This window comes from uncultured Algibacter sp. (assembly GCF_947487575.1).
Classification (GTDB): domain Bacteria; phylum Bacteroidota; class Bacteroidia; order Flavobacteriales; family Flavobacteriaceae; genus Algibacter_B.
Genome location: NZ_CANKXG010000001.1, coordinates 309,677 through 327,591 on the forward strand (window position 1 = coordinate 309,677; position 17,915 = coordinate 327,591).

Annotated in this window: 16 protein-coding genes and 1 tRNA gene; 10 read left to right on the forward strand and 7 right to left on the reverse strand. The window is 31.4% G+C overall.

Features of this window, described 5'->3' with window-relative positions:
- Positions 1–70 precede the first annotated feature (70 nt).
- From Q0870_RS01315 to Q0870_RS01325, 3 genes are read left to right on the forward strand one after another with little or no spacing between them, the layout of a single operon-like run.
- The gene (locus tag Q0870_RS01315; RefSeq protein ID WP_298550333.1) at positions 71–2,824 is read left to right on the forward strand and encodes a PD-(D/E)XK nuclease family protein; all 2,754 of its coding nucleotides are present in this window, start codon (positions 71–73) and stop codon (positions 2,822–2,824) included.
- A gap of 2 nt (positions 2,825–2,826) precedes the next feature.
- A complete protein-coding gene (locus Q0870_RS01320; RefSeq protein WP_298550336.1) occupies positions 2,827–3,666 on the forward strand; it encodes an alpha/beta fold hydrolase in 840 nt (279 codons plus the stop codon).
- A gap of 11 nt (positions 3,667–3,677) precedes the next feature.
- Positions 3,678–5,372, forward strand: a complete 1,695-nt coding sequence (locus Q0870_RS01325) for a glycerol-3-phosphate dehydrogenase/oxidase (protein ID WP_298550339.1) — start codon at positions 3,678–3,680, stop codon at positions 5,370–5,372.
- A gap of 17 nt (positions 5,373–5,389) precedes the next feature.
- On the opposite strand, the gene Q0870_RS01330 is transcribed toward Q0870_RS01325, so the two are convergent.
- Positions 5,390–5,463, reverse strand: a tRNA-Ala gene (locus tag Q0870_RS01330).
- Between the two features lie 6 nt (positions 5,464–5,469).
- Positions 5,470–6,264, reverse strand: a complete 795-nt coding sequence (locus Q0870_RS01335; protein ID WP_298550340.1) for a universal stress protein — start codon at positions 6,262–6,264, stop codon at positions 5,470–5,472.
- 60 nt (positions 6,265–6,324) lie between these two features.
- On the opposite strand from Q0870_RS01335, the gene Q0870_RS01340 reads away from it, so the two are divergent.
- From Q0870_RS01340 to Q0870_RS01355, 4 genes are all read left to right on the forward strand, one after another.
- Entirely contained in the window at positions 6,325–6,825 is a 501-nt protein-coding gene (locus tag Q0870_RS01340) for a GNAT family N-acetyltransferase (protein ID WP_298550342.1), read from the forward strand.
- Positions 6,822–8,156, forward strand: coding sequence for an MATE family efflux transporter (locus Q0870_RS01345; protein ID WP_298550343.1), 1,335 nt, complete (start codon positions 6,822–6,824; stop codon positions 8,154–8,156). Before Q0870_RS01340 ends, Q0870_RS01345 begins: the two co-directional genes overlap by 4 nt.
- A 12-nt stretch (positions 8,157–8,168) precedes the next feature.
- On the forward strand, positions 8,169–8,357 hold the full coding sequence (locus Q0870_RS01350; protein ID WP_298550345.1) for a hypothetical protein: 189 nt from the start codon (positions 8,169–8,171) through the stop codon (positions 8,355–8,357).
- A gap of 107 nt (positions 8,358–8,464) precedes the next feature.
- Positions 8,465–8,920, forward strand: a complete 456-nt coding sequence (locus Q0870_RS01355; RefSeq protein WP_298550347.1) for a 6-carboxytetrahydropterin synthase — start codon at positions 8,465–8,467, stop codon at positions 8,918–8,920.
- 310 nt (positions 8,921–9,230) lie between these two features.
- Here Q0870_RS01355 and Q0870_RS01360 read toward each other — a convergent pair whose 3' ends face one another.
- The gene (locus Q0870_RS01360) at positions 9,231–9,590 is read right to left on the reverse strand and encodes a hypothetical protein (RefSeq protein WP_298550348.1); all 360 of its coding nucleotides are present in this window, start codon (positions 9,588–9,590) and stop codon (positions 9,231–9,233) included.
- 183 nt (positions 9,591–9,773) lie between these two features.
- Entirely contained in the window at positions 9,774–10,874 is a 1,101-nt protein-coding gene (gene dinB / locus Q0870_RS01365; RefSeq protein ID WP_298550350.1) for a DNA polymerase IV, read from the reverse strand.
- Positions 10,875–10,927: 53 nt separating this feature from the next.
- Here dinB and Q0870_RS01370 point away from each other — a divergent pair, with 53 nt between their 5' ends.
- Together Q0870_RS01370 and Q0870_RS01375 are read left to right on the forward strand one after the other, a co-directional pair.
- Entirely contained in the window at positions 10,928–11,407 is a 480-nt protein-coding gene (locus Q0870_RS01370; protein ID WP_298550353.1) for a CYTH domain-containing protein, read from the forward strand.
- Positions 11,408–11,420: 13 nt separating this feature from the next.
- Entirely contained in the window at positions 11,421–11,978 is a 558-nt protein-coding gene (locus tag Q0870_RS01375) for a hypothetical protein (RefSeq protein WP_298550355.1), read from the forward strand.
- 13 nt (positions 11,979–11,991) lie between these two features.
- Here Q0870_RS01375 and pbpC read toward each other — a convergent pair whose 3' ends face one another.
- The gene (gene pbpC, locus Q0870_RS01380; protein ID WP_298550357.1) at positions 11,992–14,343 is read right to left on the reverse strand and encodes a penicillin-binding protein 1C; all 2,352 of its coding nucleotides are present in this window, start codon (positions 14,341–14,343) and stop codon (positions 11,992–11,994) included.
- Between the two features lie 28 nt (positions 14,344–14,371).
- Entirely contained in the window at positions 14,372–14,536 is a 165-nt protein-coding gene (locus Q0870_RS01385; protein ID WP_298550359.1) for a hypothetical protein, read from the reverse strand.
- Between the two features lie 230 nt (positions 14,537–14,766).
- On the opposite strand from Q0870_RS01385, the gene Q0870_RS01390 reads away from it, so the two are divergent.
- Positions 14,767–16,473 (forward strand): T9SS type B sorting domain-containing protein, encoded by a 1,707-nt coding sequence (locus Q0870_RS01390; RefSeq protein WP_298550361.1) that lies wholly within the window; start codon positions 14,767–14,769, stop codon positions 16,471–16,473.
- A 176-nt stretch (positions 16,474–16,649) separates the two neighbouring features.
- On the opposite strand, the gene Q0870_RS01395 is transcribed toward Q0870_RS01390, so the two are convergent.
- Positions 16,650–17,789: an erythromycin esterase family protein gene (locus tag Q0870_RS01395; RefSeq protein WP_298550363.1), complete on the reverse strand. Its 1,140-nt coding sequence runs from the start codon at positions 17,787–17,789 to the stop codon at positions 16,650–16,652.
- Positions 17,790–17,915: the final 126 nt, after the last annotated feature.

Genomic DNA, 17,915 nt, shown 5'->3' on the forward strand with positions numbered 1-17,915 from the left:
CTAAGACAATTTTTTAAATAAGTTTACTAAAAACGCTTCGGATATCCGAAGCGTTTTTTATTTTTATAGAATGACAACTTTCATTCATGATGTTTTAAAAGATTTACAAACTAACAATCAAAATCTTTCAGAACTAATCTTTATTCTTCCCAGTAAAAGAGCCGGACTTTTTTTAAAACATCAACTTTCAGAAATTGTAAGCCAAACCATATTTGCTCCACAAATTTTAAGTATAGAAGAATTTGTAGAAGAACTATCACAAATACAATCCCTTTCTAACACAGAACTTCTTTTTGAATTTTATTCCATTTATACCAAATTAACAAAGAAAGAAAACCTAGATACTTTCGAGTCGTTTTCAAATTGGGGACAAATATTACTTCAGGATTTTAATGAAATAGATCGCTACCTAATTCCTCAAGAAAAAATTTTTAATTATCTAAGTGCCATTCAAGATTTAAAACATTGGTCCTTAGAAGAAAATAAAACAGATTTTGTTAAAAATTATCTTTCATTTTGGAAAAAACTATACGGGTATTACAATTCTTTTTCTGATCACTTACTAAGCAAAAAGATAGGCTACCAAGGCTTAATTTACAGAGAGGCTGTTAATAATTTAGAAATTTACATACAAAACAACCTCGAAAGCAAACATGTTTTTTTAGGTTTTAATGCACTAAACACATCCGAAGAAACAATTATTCAAGAATTAATTCAAAACAATTTAGCACAAACTTATTGGGATATTGACAGTGTTTTTATGACTAATAAAAAGCATGACGCAGCACTTTTTACTAGACATCATAAAAATAGTTGGGCATTCTATAAAAACAATCCCTTTAACTGGGTAACCGAAAATTATTCCAAGGAAAAAAATATTTCTGTATTTGGTGTTCCCAAAAATATTGGCCAAGCCAAACATATAGGTACACTCTTAAAAAAATTACAAGAAAGGAATAAATCTTTAAAGGATACTGCCGTTGTATTAGGCGATGAAAATTTGCTTATTCCAGTACTTAATTCGCTCCCTAATTCTATTGAGGCATTAAATATTACAATGGGTTTTCCTCTAAAATCAACCCCTCTAGCATTATTGTTTAATACTCTATTTCAATTACATAAGGCAAACTCAAATTCATTTTACTATAAAGATGTTGTAAATTTAATATCGCATCAATTTGTTAGACCTTTATTTAATATTGAAGGTGTAGATTACGCATCTATAATAATTAGTACTATAGACAAAAACAATCTGGTTTATTTAAACAAAGAAAGGCTAAAGAAAATAGCCATAAATAATAATTCAATCATAGATATATTATTTTCTAATTGGAAAAATTCAATTGTATTTGCCTTAGAAAATTGCTCTAAACTAATATTAGCTATAAAAGTTTCTTTAACTAAAAATAAAACATCCAACTTATTACCATTAGAATATGTATTTCGTTTTAATGAACTATTCAATGAACTTACACGACTAAATTCAGAGCATCATCATATTAAAGATATAGCAACACTTTTTAGTGTATACAAAGAACTTTTAAGCACTGAAACCTTAGATTTTCAAGGCGAACCATTACAAGGTTTGCAAATTATGGGGATGCTAGAATCTAGAGTTCTAGATTTTGAAACCGTTATTATTTCATCAGTAAACGAAGGTATTCTTCCGGCAGGTAAAAGTAATAATTCATTTATTCCTTTTGATGTTAAATTAGAAAACCAACTTCCAACTTACAAAGAAAAAGACGCCGTATATACATATCACTTTTACAGACTTTTACAACGCGCTAAAAACATTTTCATATTATATAATACAGAGGCAGATGTACTAACTGGAGGAGAAAAAAGTAGATTTATAACGCAATTAGAACTCGAGGGAATTCACAGCATACATAGTAAAATTATAACACCTCACGTTCCTACCATTAAAACAGTTGTTAACACTGTAAAAAAGAATAGCGCATTACAACAACAGCTAATTCAAGTAGCTAATGATGGGTTTTCGCCATCATCGTTAACAAATTATATTAGAAACCCAATTGATTTTTATTATCAAAAAATTTTAAAAATAAAGGAGCATATTGATGTTGAAGAAACCGTTGCCGCAAATACATTAGGTACAGTTGTACACAACACATTAGAGGACTTTTACAAACCACTAATCGGTAAAATTTTAACTATTGAAGATATTAAAAAATTAAAACTTAATATTGAAGAAAGAGTAACTTGTCATTTTAAAAATGAATACAAAGAAGGAGATATAACAAAAGGAAAAAATCTTATTATTTATGAAATAGCAAAACGTTATGTATCTAATTTTTTAGACCTTGAAATAAAAACTATAAAAGCAGGAGACCAGATAAAAATTATAGCCATTGAAGCAGATAACAATATTGAAATTAATATTCCTGAAATTAATTACCCTATAAGACTTAAAGGCAAAGTTGATAGAGTCGATGAGTACAACGGTATAACCCGAATAATAGATTATAAAACGGGAAATGTCCAGCAAAATCAAGTAGAAATAGTTAATTGGGAAGATATTACAACAGATTATAAAAAGTACAGTAAAAGTTTTCAAATTCTAACTTATGCATATATGATGCATAAATCTAACATAATCAATCTGCCTATTGAAGCTGGAATTATTTCGTTTAAAAACTTAAATTCAGGTTTTTTAAAATTTACTAAAAAGGAGAGTACAAGAGGAAAGAAAGACACTTTGATTACAACAGAAACTATTGACGCATTTGAAATAGAATTAAAAGCGCTTATTTTAGAAATTTGTAATCCTAATATCAATTTTACCGAAAAAGAAGTATAAACATGAAAATTTTAAAAAATATAATAGTACACGGTAAACACGAAAAAGCAATCCTAACTGATGTTTTTTATAAAGATGACTCAAAACCTAAAACCATCGTTATATTTTGTCATGGTTACAAAGGTTTTAAGGATTGGGGCGCTTGGAATTTAATGGCAAAAGCATTTGCTAGTGCTGGATTCTTTTTTGTAAAATTCAACTTTTCACATAATGGTGGTACAATAGAGCAACCTATTGATTTTCCAGATTTAGAGGCTTTTGGGGACAATAACTATACAAAAGAATTAGATGATTTAGAAAGTGTAATAGATTGGATATGTTCAAACTCTAAGTTTAAAAATGATGCTGATTTGAACAATATAAACTTAATTGGGCATAGTAGAGCGGGTGGTATTGTTACTATAAAAGCCGAAGAAGATAACCGAATAAATAAAGTTATAAGTGTTGCAGGTGTTTCTAGTTTTGGAAAAAGAACATCAACAATAGGCGACTTAGAACAATGGAAAAAAGATGGTGTTAAATATGTTTTAAACGGACGTACAAAACAGCAAATGCCTCATTATTACCAATTTCATGAAGATTTTATTAAAAATGAAGAAAGACTTACAATAAAGCGCGCTGTTTCTAATTTGAAAATTCCATACCTGATTATTCATGGTGACAAGGATAAAAGTGTATTAATTGATGAAGCGCATCAACTTCATCAATGGAATTCAAAAAGTCGGTTAGCAATTATTAAAAGCGCGGACCATGTATTTAATACAAAACATCCCTGGAACAACGAGCATATTTCTAAGGAGTTAAAAATAACAACTGAAAAAATGATTACTTTTTTCAAATAAATAATTATATAGTGCAAGCATCAAAATTTTCAGTTTTACATAGATCATCTCAAATAGCTAAACTAGCTGCAGAAACTTTTGATTTGGCTATTATTGGTGGTGGTATTACTGGTGCAGGCATTGCTTTAGATGCTACAGCTAGAGGGCTAAAAGTTTGTCTTATAGAGAAAAACGATTTCGCTTCTGGCACAAGCAATAAATCTACAAAACTTATACATGGCGGTTTACGCTATTTAAAAAACTTTGAAATTAGTTTGGTTCGTGAATCTGGTTCAGAACGTGCCATTGTCCACAACTTAGCACCACATTTAGTAACACCTCAAAAAATGTTACTACCGTTAATTGAAGGAGGAACTTATGGAAAACTAATGACCGCTTTGGGTTTAAAAGTATATGATTTTCTAGCAGATGTTAAGGGTGATGATAGACGAAAAATGCTCGATAAAGCAGAAACATTACACAAAGAACCTTTACTAGATAAACAAACTGTTATTGGAGGGGGTCTTTATGCTGAGTACCGAACAGATGATGCACGATTAACTATTGAAATTTTAAAAAAGGCAACTACTTTAGGTGCTACTATTATAAATTATTGTGAAATGACATCTTTTAATTACGATAGTCAATCTAAAATAGAAAGTCTTAATTCCAAAGATCTTAACTCTGAAAGCATATTTACAATAAAAGCTAAAAATTATGTATCGGCTACAGGTCCTTGGGTAGACCAAGTTCTTAAAAAAGACAATTCAACAAATAAAAAACGACTTCATCTTACAAAAGGTGTTCATCTTGTATTTGCATTTGAAAAATTACCCGTTAAACAATCTATTTATTTTGATGTACCAGATGGCAGAATGGTATTTGCAATTCCGAGAGGGCGCGTAACTTATGTTGGTACTACAGACACTGATTATTATGGAAATTTAGATCGGGTAGTTACTACAAAAGCAGATGCTAAGTATCTTTTAAGTGCTGTGAATAATATGTTTAAAACAGTAAACTTAACTATTGATGACATTGAATCTAACTGGGCGGGGTTACGCCCTTTAATTCATGAAGACAATAAGTCTGCTTCAGAATTATCTCGAAAAGACGAAATATTTGTATCTGATAGTGGTTTAATATCAATGGCTGGCGGTAAGCTTACAGGCTACAGAAAAATGGCTTACAGGGCTTTAGATGCTGTTTTAAAAACGTATAATACAGAAGAGGATAAATTTAGGTTTGAAAACTCGACAACTGAAACTATGGCATTGGTAAATCCATCACTTACATCTAATGATGAGGTGGAAGATTATCAAAAATATATAGAAAAACAATTATCTGGCTTAGGTATTACAGATATTTATCACTCCTGGTATTTGTGCTCTTTTTATGGCAAACAAGCTAATATTATCATTGAAAAATCAAAAAGATTTAATTCTGATAGTGGTTTAGAAAACCTAATCCGAGCCGAACTTTGGTACAGTGTTCATTTTGAAATGGTAAATAGTATAAACGATTTTTTTATAAGGCGTACGGGGAGATTGTATTTTGATATTGAAAGTATTAAACAATACAAAACTATAATTATAAAAGATATTTCAGAATATTTAAATTGGGATACAAATAGAATTAACAAAGAGGAAGAAAAGCTAAACTTGGCTCTTAAAGATGCTACAACGTATTACGATACTGATTTTAATAAAAAAAGCAACATCTTCTGATGTTGCTTTTTTTATTGTGGAGAAGAACGGATTCGAACCGTCGACCTCTTGACTGCCAGTCAAGCGCTCTAGCCAACTGAGCTACATCCCCGTTTAATTACTTTAAGCCACTCAATACCAAAACAGGTACTTTACTATAGAAATCCCTTTTTATGATGGTGTTTTTCTCCCATTTTTTTACAAAAAAACCGCGTTTTCTTCTAACAACACAAAGCATATTTGGTTCGTGAGATTTAAAATGTAATAACACGCCTTGAAATGTTGTAGGGTTTTCGGTTTCGGTAATACTACTAGCAACAGATTTTAATTCTTCATTTATTTCAAAATCTCCTTTATTATGATATGGTGTTTTTACCAATAATAAATCTGTAGTAGCTTTAAATTTATCCTTAATATCAGTTAGCGGTTTTAAAACATTCTTCTTTTTAATAATAGCCGATTTAATAGCCATTAAAATACTCGAAGGCGGTGTAAACTTATAGCCTTCAGGAACTATTAAAGCTGGAACATCCATTTGTTTAACAATTTTACCTGATGTTTTTCCTAAATACACCTCTTCCTTAATCGAGTTTGTTCTAGGCTCAATTAAAACTAAATCAACATTTGCTGATTTACATGCTAATTCCAGAGTATCAACTAATTTTCCTTTTAAAGTTCTTACAATAATATCTACCCCTTTTCTGTCTAATTGCGAAACCAAATCATCTAAAAAAGCTTTACTTTCTCTTTCTATAATTTGGTCAACTTTAATCATAGTACCTGCTTTCGTATATACATTATACACTTGCACTACAAAAAGTTTTGCATCAAAAGCTCTAGCAAAATCCACAGCATACTGCAAATGGCTTAATGCATTTTTTGATGATCCAACTGGAACTAAAATATTCTTCATACCTAATAAGTTTAAAAAACTAAATTTACAATAAATTTGAAGCAAAAGTATAATAATTAAATGATTCGAAAAGGAACTTTAAAGGATATAGACGATATTTTGAAAATCACAAAAGCCTGTGCAATGAATATGATTTCAAATAATATTTTTCAATGGAATGAATTCTACCCTAATAAAACACCTTTTACAAATGACGCAAACCGTAATGAATTATATGTTTTAGAAATTCAAAATAAAATTTTAGGATGCGTAACTATTTCTACTTTTATGGACGAAGAATATATTCCCATCTCTTGGCTAACAGCAAATAAAAATAATATTTATATCCATCGTCTTGCAGTACATCCTAAACACCAAAGCAAAGACTATGCTCAACAACTCATGGAGTTTGCAGAAAATTATGCGCACGAAAATAAGTATCAATCTGTTAGACTAGATACTTTTTCGAAAAATAAAAGAAACCAAAAATTTTACGAACTTCGCGGATACAAAAAACTTGGAGATATTTATTTCCCTAAACAAAGTGAACATCCTTTTCATTGTTACGAATTAGTCTTGTGAGCATAAATATCAGTCTAAAACATATAAATAAATTAGCTATTCCAGCTTTAATATCTGGAGTGTCCGAACCTATCCTGTCATTAACCGATGCTGCTATAGTTGGAAACATTAATCTTAATGCAACAGAATCTTTAGCAGCAGTTGGTATTGTAACCACTTTCATGTCGATGTTAATATGGGTTTTAGGTCAAACCAGAAGCGCTATTTCCTCCATTGTATCGCAATATGTTGGTGCTAATAAATTAGAGCAAATTAAAAACTTGCCTTCGCAAGCTATTTTTATTGTAACCTCATTAAGTATTCTTATTATTTTTAGCACATACCCATTGGCTAAACAAATATTTAAACTTTACAATGCCACTAATTTAATCTTAGATTATTCAGTTATTTATTATAAGATACGTGTGTTAGGGTTTCCGTTTACCTTATTTACCATAGCTGTTTTCGGTGCATTTCGTGGTTTACAAAACACTTATTACCCTATGATAATTGCCATTATTGGAGCAACTTCAAATATCATATTAGATATTATTTTAGTTTATGGCATAAATGGCTATATAGAACCCATGCATATTGAAGGTGCCGCTTACGCAAGCGTAATTGCCCAAATGCTAATGGCTGCATTTTCAGCATACTTCTTACTTAAAAAAACTAGTATTCCTTTAAAACCTAGTTTCCCTTTCAACCCAGAAATAAAACGATTTATTTTAATGATTCTTAATTTATTTATAAGAACCATTGCTTTAAACGTAACCCTCTACTATGCCAGCGCATTTGCAACCAGCTATGGCGCCAAATATATTGCAGCCTATACCATAGCTATAAATTTATGGTTTCTAGGTGCTTTTATTGTCGATGGTTACGCAAGTGCAGGTAACATTTTATCAGGTAAATTGTTTGGAGCAAAAGCCTATTCAACTTTAATTGCATTAAGTAATAAACTCATAAAATACAGTGTTATTATTGGCGTTGTTTTAGGCTTATTAGGCGCATTGTTCTATTATCCAATCGGGCGTATATTCACAAAAGAGCCTGAAGTTTTAAAAGTATTTTATAATGTATTCTGGCTTGTTTTGGTTATGCAACCTTTATGTACTTTAGCCTTTATTTTCGATGGTATTTTTAAAGGCTTAGGTAAAATGAAATACTTAAGAAATGTGCTTTTATTTTCAACCTTCCTTGTTTTTTTACCAATACTATTCTGGCTAGATAGCTTAGATTATAAACTTCACGCTATATTTATAGCCATCACATTTTGGATTATTGCCCGTGGTATTCCTCTTATTATAAAATTTAGGAAAATATTTATGTCACTTGCTCAAAAAACTTAACTTTGGTGCATAATGCACATTTTAAATATTATGGCTCTATTTATTGCTTTATTACAGCAAGTAGATATTGAAAAAAAAATGCAAAACGCACCCGATAAAGGTTACGAAATTGGTGTTTTCATTAGTTCCATGCTACCCTTTGTCATTCTAGTAGCACTAGCCTATTTAATGTACAGATATAATAAAAAAAGAAATCAATAAACAAGCACTATGGACATCATGTCATTCCTCAGCGGAAACGGATTATTTCTAATTCTCGGTTTAGTTTTAATCATCGTTTACTTTGTAAATAAAAGAAAAAGAAGATAATGGAAAACAACATTCGCATCACAAAACAATTCTCTTTTGAAACCGGTCATGCGCTTTACGGCTACGACGGAAAATGTAAAAACGTGCACGGCCACAGCTACCGTCTATACGTTACCGTTATTGGCAAACCCATTACCGATACTTCCAATGTAAAATATGGGATGGTTATTGACTTTGGCGACCTCAAAAAAATTGTAAAAGAAGAAATTGTTAATGTATTTGACCATGCCACTGTATTCAATAAAAACACCCCACACATAGAACTTGCCAAAGAACTAAAAGACCGCGGGCATAATGTATTATTAGTTGACTACCAACCCACCAGTGAAATGATGGTTATAGACTTTTCAAAAAAAATAAAAGCACGCCTTCCAGAAAACATAAAACTACATTCCTTAAAACTCCAAGAAACAGCCACAAGTTTCGCAGAATGGTTTGCTAACGATCAAGATTAATGTTTTTAGTGTGTTTCCACAAGGGTTGTGCTATCCACTATATCTTTTTAAATAATAAGATTTTTTTTTAATCCAAAGAACATATGAAATGGGCAATTTTTATAGGCTCTGATTCTCTTTCTACCGTAAGTTGCGTTTTAGGAATTACTATTTTCGCATCGAGTTAGGTCTCTCATAAATAACCAATTGGTTATCTTCTAATTTAAAATAAGAGCTTCCATAGTTTATCCCGTTTACTTGTGCTACTCCATTAAAATTAAACACAAAAAGCGCCATAATGGCGCTTTTTAAAATATATTTTGATTTTTTATTATTCCCTTTCTGTAGGAACAGAAGTGACATTATTTTGATCGTCAATAATTATATTATATTCAAAACATGTGCTCATATTTACATTAATTTCTATAGGATTAGCTTCACCTTGTATTTCAACAGTATACTCAATTTGGCCAGCATCATAATATACCCAATCAGATACTGTTCCTGTTTCTATGTTATTAATATTTTCAGTATTACCATTAGATGTTTTAATTTGAACACTCGCTTTATCTGTTCCATTATTAGTAATTTTTGCTCTTGGTCTTGAATTGTCACATCCAGAAGAGCATGAAGTAATGCTACTAAAAGTCATAATTAAGACTAATACTGGTATTAATAATTTACATTTCATAATGTTTTGTTTAAGTTGTTTCAGTTTATAAATTTTTTATAAAAATTAGATTCGGGGAAGATAGTATATTTTTACTTATAATCGATTAAAAGTAAAAAAAAATCGATGTAATGCATTTATGTATAATAAGACTATTCTTTTTTAATGACAACTTCAATTCAAATTTTAATCTCTAATGTAAATTTAAAACTCAAATTTTAACTGTACACTAACACTCTTTTTCAATTCAGGTTTTTTCTTTTTTTCAGTATTTAAATTAGACATAGAAATACCAAGTAAACGCACAGAATTAGTCATTTTTTCTTGATACAATAAATCTTTGGCGGTTTCTAAAATTACATTTTTATCACTAATATAGTAAGGCAATGTTTTACTTCGGGTTTGTAGAGTAAAATCGCTATATTTTATTTTTAAGGTTACTGTTTTTCCAGCCACTTTACTTTTTAGTAAACGTCTTGAAACCTCTTCTGCAATATGCTCTAATTTTTCAAGCATAAATACCTCAGAAGATAGGTTTTCACTAAATGTACGCTCCGCAGCTAAACTCTTTCGAGTTCTATGTGGTTTTACTTCGCTGTTTTGAATACCTCTTACAATGTAATAGTAATACCTACCAGATTTTCCAAAGTTTTCATCTAGATATTCTAAAGATTTTTGCTTCAAATCCAATCCTGTAAAAATGCCTTTTTGATACATTTTTTCAGCAGTAACCTTACCAACGCCATAGAATTTTCTAATGTCTAATTTTTCCAAAAACTCAAGAACTTCTTCTGGATTAACCGTTTTTTGCCCGTTAGGTTTATTATAATCACTGGCTACTTTAGCAATAAATTTATTAATGGAAATACCTGCTGATGCGGTTAATCCAACTTCATTTAAAATACGTGCACGAATCTCTTCAGCAATTAAAGAGGCACTTGGGTTTCCTTTTTTATTTTTAGTAACATCTAAATAGGCTTCATCAAGCGATAGGGGTTCAACCAAATCGGTATAATCATAAAATATTTTTCTAATTTTTTTTGATATTTCAGTATATCTCTCAAAATGTGGTCTCACAAAAATTAATTCTGGACAAAGTTTAGCGGCTAAACGCCCAGCCATAGCACTTTTTACGCCAAACTTTCTGGCCTCATAACTTGCAGCACTTACCACACCTCGCTTTCCGCCACCACCAACAGCAATAGCTTTACCTTTTAAATCTGGGTTATCCATTTGTTCTACAGAAGCATAAAAGGCATCCATATCTACATGAATAATTTTTCGTAACGGTAAATTGGTTGACATAACGTAAATTTATACAATAAATACCTTTAACTAAAATAAGATTTAGATACTAAATGATAGAAATTGAACGCAAATTTTTAGTGACTTCGGAAACCTTTAAAAAAGAAGCCTTTAAGTCAACTAGAATTATTCAAGGTTATTTAAACTCGCATAAACAAAGAGCAGTTAGGGTTAGACTAAAAGGTGAGTTGGGCTATTTAACTATAAAAGGAGAATCCTCAAAAAATGGGCTATCTCGTTTTGAATGGGAAAAAGAGATTGTTAAAACAGAAGCTCAAGAATTATTAAATTTGTGTGAACCTGGAGTTATTGATAAAATGCGTTATGAAATAAAAGTAGGACATCACATTTTTGAAGTCGACACTTTTTTTGGAGATAATGAAGGATTAATTATTGCCGAAATAGAATTGGATAATGAAGAAGATACTTTTGAAAAACCAAGTTGGTTAGGAAAAGAAGTGTCGGGAGAAATAAAATATTATAATTCGCAATTAAGTAAGCAACCCTATAACACATGGGGTAATAATTTATAAAAAACAAAAACTCATGAAAAAGACATTATTATTTTTCACATTAAGCTTGATTTTATTTTCTTGTAAAGAAGAATCAAAAGCTACCTTGTCTGATATAAATGAAGATATTAAAGTCGTTGCAAGCAAAATTAAAGATTCTATAGCAATTGAGTCAAAAAAAGCCATTGAAACAGTTTTGCCAAAAACAATAAAACAAATTAAAGAAGAACTTACAGCCAAGGGCTTTAAAACCTTTGATTATGTTGATGAGAAAACTAAAGACACTATTTTAATGCAACAATATTTTATGGCTTTTTTAAAGAGAGGGCCAATTCGTGGGCAAAATGAAGAAGAATCTGCAGAACTTCAAAAATTACACATGGAACATTTAGGAAAGATGTACGACATGGGTTATGCTGATATCTCAGGCCCTTTTGGAGATGATGGCAATATGAGAGGCGTTACAATCTATAACGTACCAACACTAAAAATGGCAGATAGCTTAGCCAATTCTGACCCTATGGTTATTGCAGGAAGATTAGAAATTGAAATCCATCCTTGGTGGGCTGGTAAAGGATTCCCGTTAAGATAATGTTGAAAATGGACTAATTCGAAATTTCAAACTTTCGTTTCGCCTCATTCCCAAACTCATCAACCACAGTAATTAAATGTTTTCCTGCTTTTGGTTTTACGGCTAATTCGTGAATATCCTTGGTGCTGCCAATAAAGGTTTCATCAACATACCAAAACACAGTACTTTCAGGCTTTGAGTGTGCTATTTTCAAGATGAGGTTGTTTATTTCTCCATCAAAATCTTTAGGTAAAAAGATGATGTTATTCGCTTTCGGATAAATAAAATCAATAGAAACAGAATTATCACCTAAACAATCAGCTCTGTATTTTGGTAAAGGTTTGTAAAACGGATTCTTAGTTTTATAATAATAAGCCATTAATGGCGGTAACACAAACCAAGATTTATGCTCAATATTATCCAAATCTTCGCAAGAAGAATTGACTTGAAAAATTTCATTTTTATCAACATGAACTAAAATATGATAAGGGCAAGGTTTTGTTTTCAACCCGCTAACTTGAATATATTTTTCTTCTGTAACATCACAATTAAGTGAAGCCCGATGACCACTTTGTTTACAAATAGTAACGGCTTGCATTTCATCAAAAGGTTTTGCAAACCAATCGCTATTTGATAATACATCAAAAACATCAAATAAAATTGGCGCAGCCGTTTGCACACCAACTAAACCAGGGCGACCTTCGCCATCTGCATTTCCAACCCAAACACCAACTACGTAATCTTTGGTAGTTCCAATAGCCCAAGCATCACGAAACCCAAAACTTGTACCAGTTTTCCAAGCAATTTGTTTTGAGCCGTCAAAAAATTCCCAACTTTCATCACTTTCAGGTCTATTAACTTCTTTTAAACTTTGATAAGTTAAAAAGATTGAAGCAGCATCAAACAGCGTTTTATCAGAAGTTTTAATCCCAAAATCAATACTTTCAGAAACCAAAAAAGTGGGTTCGCAAAACTCATTTGAAAAGTATTCACTTGAATTTTCAGAAAAATGATTTAAGGTAGAAGATAAAGCCGCATAACTTTTACATAAATCCCAAAGGTTACTTTCTGCGCCACCCAAAGCCAACGATAATCCATAATGATTCGCATTATATTTTAAATCCTTAAGTTTTAATTGCTTCAAATAATGATAAAATCTATCCAATCCAAACTGTTGTAACATTCTAACAGCAGGAACATTTAAAGAACGTGATAAAGCATGACTTGCCGGAACTGCACCATCATAAGTTTTATCATAATTTTCTGGATTATAACTTCCAAATTGAGTAGGCACATCGGCAACCAAAGTATTAGGAAGCAAATCTCCAGAGTCTAACATAGAGGCGTATAAAAAAGGCTTTAAAATACTCCCTGTACTTCTAGGTTTATCAATAATATCTACATCCTTTTGGTGGGCTTTATCGGTTGGCGTATTTCCAACATAAGCTAAAACCTGCCTTGTTTTTACATTTAAAACTAAAACGGCAGCATTGTAAATTTCATTCTGGCTTAATTGATTATAATGCATTTTAACAATATGATTTACCTGTACTTGAAGTTTGGAGTTAATGGTTGTTTGAATCCGTTTGCCGTAATATTTCTGAGCTACTTTTTGCAATAAGTGAGGTGCTGTTTGTGGTAAAGGATATGGTTTTTGAGGTAAACCTTCGGCGATAGAAAGGTTATAGGTAAGTGAATCAATAATTGAGTGGTTTAAAAGTTTTTTTAAAAGACGATTTCGCTTTTTTAATAAATGCTCTTGGTTTTTACCTGGATAAATTAAACTTGGCGCATTTGGTAAAACAGCAAGGGTAGCACTTTCTGCCCAAGACAATTCATTAGCATTCCTATTAAAATAGCGCCACGAGGCAGCATCAAGCCCTACTACATTGCCACCAAAAGGCGCATTACTAGAATAATAAGCTAAAATAGCTTCCTTACTTTCCCTAAGCTCAAGTCTAGTTGCTAAAATTAATTCTTTAAACTTCTCAAAATACGTGCGCTGTTTACCTTTCCTAGATAATCGAATTACCTGTTGTGATAAGGTACTCCCGCCTCGTTTTACACTTCCAGATTTTAAATTTCCGAGTAATGCTTTAAAAATAGAAATAGGATTAAACCCAGGATGCTTATAAAAATATTCGTCTTCAAACTGAACAATACACGTTCTAAATTTTTCTGGAATGGAATCGTTATGCGGAAACCGCCATTGCCCATCTTTCGCTATTTGTGCACCCAACAAGTCATTGTTCGAACTTGTTATTACTGTTGCCGTAGGGTCTTTAAAAAGTTGACTTGGTAAACAAAATAGATAAGCAATTAATAAAATAACAATAACCGCTGATTTAATTCTATGCCTCCTTATGTAATTTATAATGTTTCCCACTAAAAATATATACTCTAACCAAAGTTATTTAGATGTGTTTTAAGATATTTTTATGAATGTGCTTATCCCAAGTTAATACTTGTACGCCACTGGAATAATGAATTTGGATATGATGCACATCATATTCAATAATATGACTTAGATATTTAAAAGGATGATGGGTAGCTTGTTTTAGTATTTCAACCAATTTCATTACTTAAAACCTATTTTTTTACTAATATAGCTTATTGATAGTACTAAAAGTAAAAACCTGTAATCATTAAGAGTCGCTTAACCATATTAATTTTAGTAACACTAAGTGTATTAACTACAAAAGGCTATGCACAATTAGGATTTTGCTCTGGTAATTCAGGAAATCCGATTTTTACAGAAACTTTTGGTAACGGTGCTATAACTCCATTACCACCTGGGACTACAACATATATGTATAGTAGCAATGCACCTAATGACGGTTTTTATAACGTATCCAGTAACACCAATTGGTTTGGTTGGCATGATATTGTAGACCACACTACTGGAGATACTGATGGACGCATGTTAGTTTTAAATGCCGATTTTACTTCTGGTGAATTTTATAGAACAGCTATTAGCGGGCTTTGCGAAAACACAACTTACGAGTTCTCTTCATGGATGGTAAATTTACTACCGTCTTCGGGATGTGGTGGTGTTGGAATCCCAATAAACGTAAAGTTTGAAATTTGGGATAGTACCGATACTAATTTATTAGCTAGTGGAGATACAGGTAATATTAATGGTACCTCAAGTCCCAATTGGCAACAATATGCTCTAGTCTTTCAAACCTTGCCTGGTCAATCATCAGTAATATTAAAAATGCTTAATAATGGTGTTGGAGGTTGCGGAAACGATTTAGCACTTGATGATATTGTTTTTAAATCTTGTGGTGATTCAATTGTAATAGAAGACAACTTAAATACGGATTTAATATCCATCTGTGAAGATGAGCTGCCATATTCAACAACGCTCACAGCCACACCAGATTTTACTATATTTTCTTCACATTTTTATCAATGGCAAGAAAGCACAGATGGCATAAATTGGGTAGATATTGTAGGAGAAACAAATAATAGTTATGTGACGCTTCCAACAAATAACACCACTTTCTATAGAGTAAAAGTTGCAGAAGATGTTATAAATGTAAATAATGACTCTTGTAATTCTTCCTCCGAAACTTATGAAATTAGAGTTGTCCCTAACCCCATTTCGCCTATAAGCAATGGCTATTTAATGATATGTGAGGACGACTCAACACCATTAACTGTAACCGTTCCAGCAGGCGTTATGGTTAATTGGTACGATGCAAATGTTGGAGGGAATTTATTAATAGCAAATAGCACATCCTATAACCCAAGTGCCTCTGGAATATATTACGCCGAAGCCCAAACAATTGATGGCGAATGTGTATCCGCTTCAAGAACTGCTATGCAAATAGATTATTTCGAAATACCAGAAGTTACCGATGAAACCCTAGAATTCTGTGAAAACACCTCAATAACATTACATGCCAACGCAACAGATCCAGGAGCTGTTACCTCTTACTTATGGAATAATGGTAGTGTTTCAGAACAGATTGATATTTCAAACCCAGGAACATATTCGGTTGTAGTTTCAAACAATACGTGTAGTATCACAAAAACAATAATAGTGTCGCAAATTGATAATCCTATTTTAGAAGGTATAACTTCAAAAGGGACCAATATCATTATCACACCATTACCCGTTGGCGATTTTTTATATTCTATAGATGGCACAACATTTCAAACCAATCCTGTATTTTTAAATATTGAAGGCGGGCAATATACCATTTACGTAAAGCATCAAGATTGCAACCAAGTGTTCACAACCCAACACATTCACTTTTATATTCCAGAATTTTTCACACCAAATGGAGATACTATAAACGATACCTTTAATTTAAAAGGCATCGAATTTTTTAGTTTTTCACAAGTATCTATTTTCGATAGGTACGGAAAACTTATTAAAAATGGAGTAAACACAAATCTTTCTTGGGATGGAACCCTTAACGGAGAACTTTTACCAACAGGCGATTATTGGTATATCATTACTATCGAAGGGCAGAAATTTACAGGACACGTTACCTTAAAACGTTAAAATAATTTGGGCGTTATCCTAAAAAAAGGGTCGGGCTTTCCGTTCCAAGTCCTCGCTTCTGCTCTAAGGTGCAAAAGCTGTGGGCTATCCACTTCAATCCCTAATGCGGGTGGGTTCCCTAAGGCATGTGTTTCTCTGTAGACTTTTTGTTTTTATCTAATTTTTAGTGAAAAAAATTACAATTTAACTATATACTTCACTTTCTCTCCTTTTGATATAAAAACTAATGCGTCAAAATGCTTAAACCAATTTGTTTTATCTTTTTTTAGATTAAACATTCCCACATACTCTTTGTTCGCATAATCTGGATTTTCATTAATTATTTGTTTAGAATCGATAAAATAATTATTTTCAGTTGAAGGTAGAAAGTGAAGTAAGTTCTCTTTGTCTTTACTTGATTTTTCAATCCACTTATCTTTTCTGTAAGGCATATGAATTGATGAAATAGCTATATGATACGATATATCTGGGTTCATTTTCACGAATTGACCTCCCATGGTTTGTCCTTTCATAAAATCATATTCGTATTTTGCCATATGAGCATTAGCTAACCAAACAATGAATTTTTTTTTAGGCATTGTTTTGATAAGAAAATCAAGATTTTTAGCCATTTGTTTATCCCTGATGGAAATAGCTTTTGCTCCATTTGAATTAAGCATTAAAACATTACTTTTAAAGCTTTCTATAATTTGTTTCCAAATTGGGTTTGATTCAACTGTTTTATCGTTCAGTAATTTATCTAACGTACTTATCAAATAATTAATATCCTTTTTTGTCAGTTGATTTCTAACTTTGAATTTCTTACGCCTTACAACGTCAATAAACGCAATGAATTTATTATCAAAATCTATTTTATTTTCTTCTAAAAAGTTTTTTATACTTTTTGAAAGATTGTAATACGAATAAGGGCCCTCATATTGATTATCAAAACCCCAAAGAGTAACATTGTTTTTTTCTAAAAAACTGAATAAATCTAGACATTGATAGGAGTTAGACCACATTCCAAAGATATTTCTTTTGTTATGGTCAAAATATAAACCGAAAAAATCGCTTTCAAAAGCAATGTCTTTATAACCATGTTTTAAAACCAGATATTTAACAAATTCTGTTTTGGCTTTAAAATCGGATGCTATATGATGTTCAGCTTCTCCTAAAAAGACAATTTTTTTGTCAGTTAAGTTTGTATCTAAAATATTTTTAACATCTTCAGTTAAAAGATTTTTCATTGAGTTCAATTCGTGGATATTTTCTTTGATTTGAGCTAAAATAGAATTTAAACTAAAAATCATAAAAAGTAATATTGTCAGTTTCTTCATATTGTTACTAATTTTAGCGGATATGTCTCGTTTTAATGACTTATATTCAACACCAACTAAAATAGTTTATTTTTCTCACGAAATCAAGTCTATAACCACTTTATAAATTTTAACAGCAAAGATTCT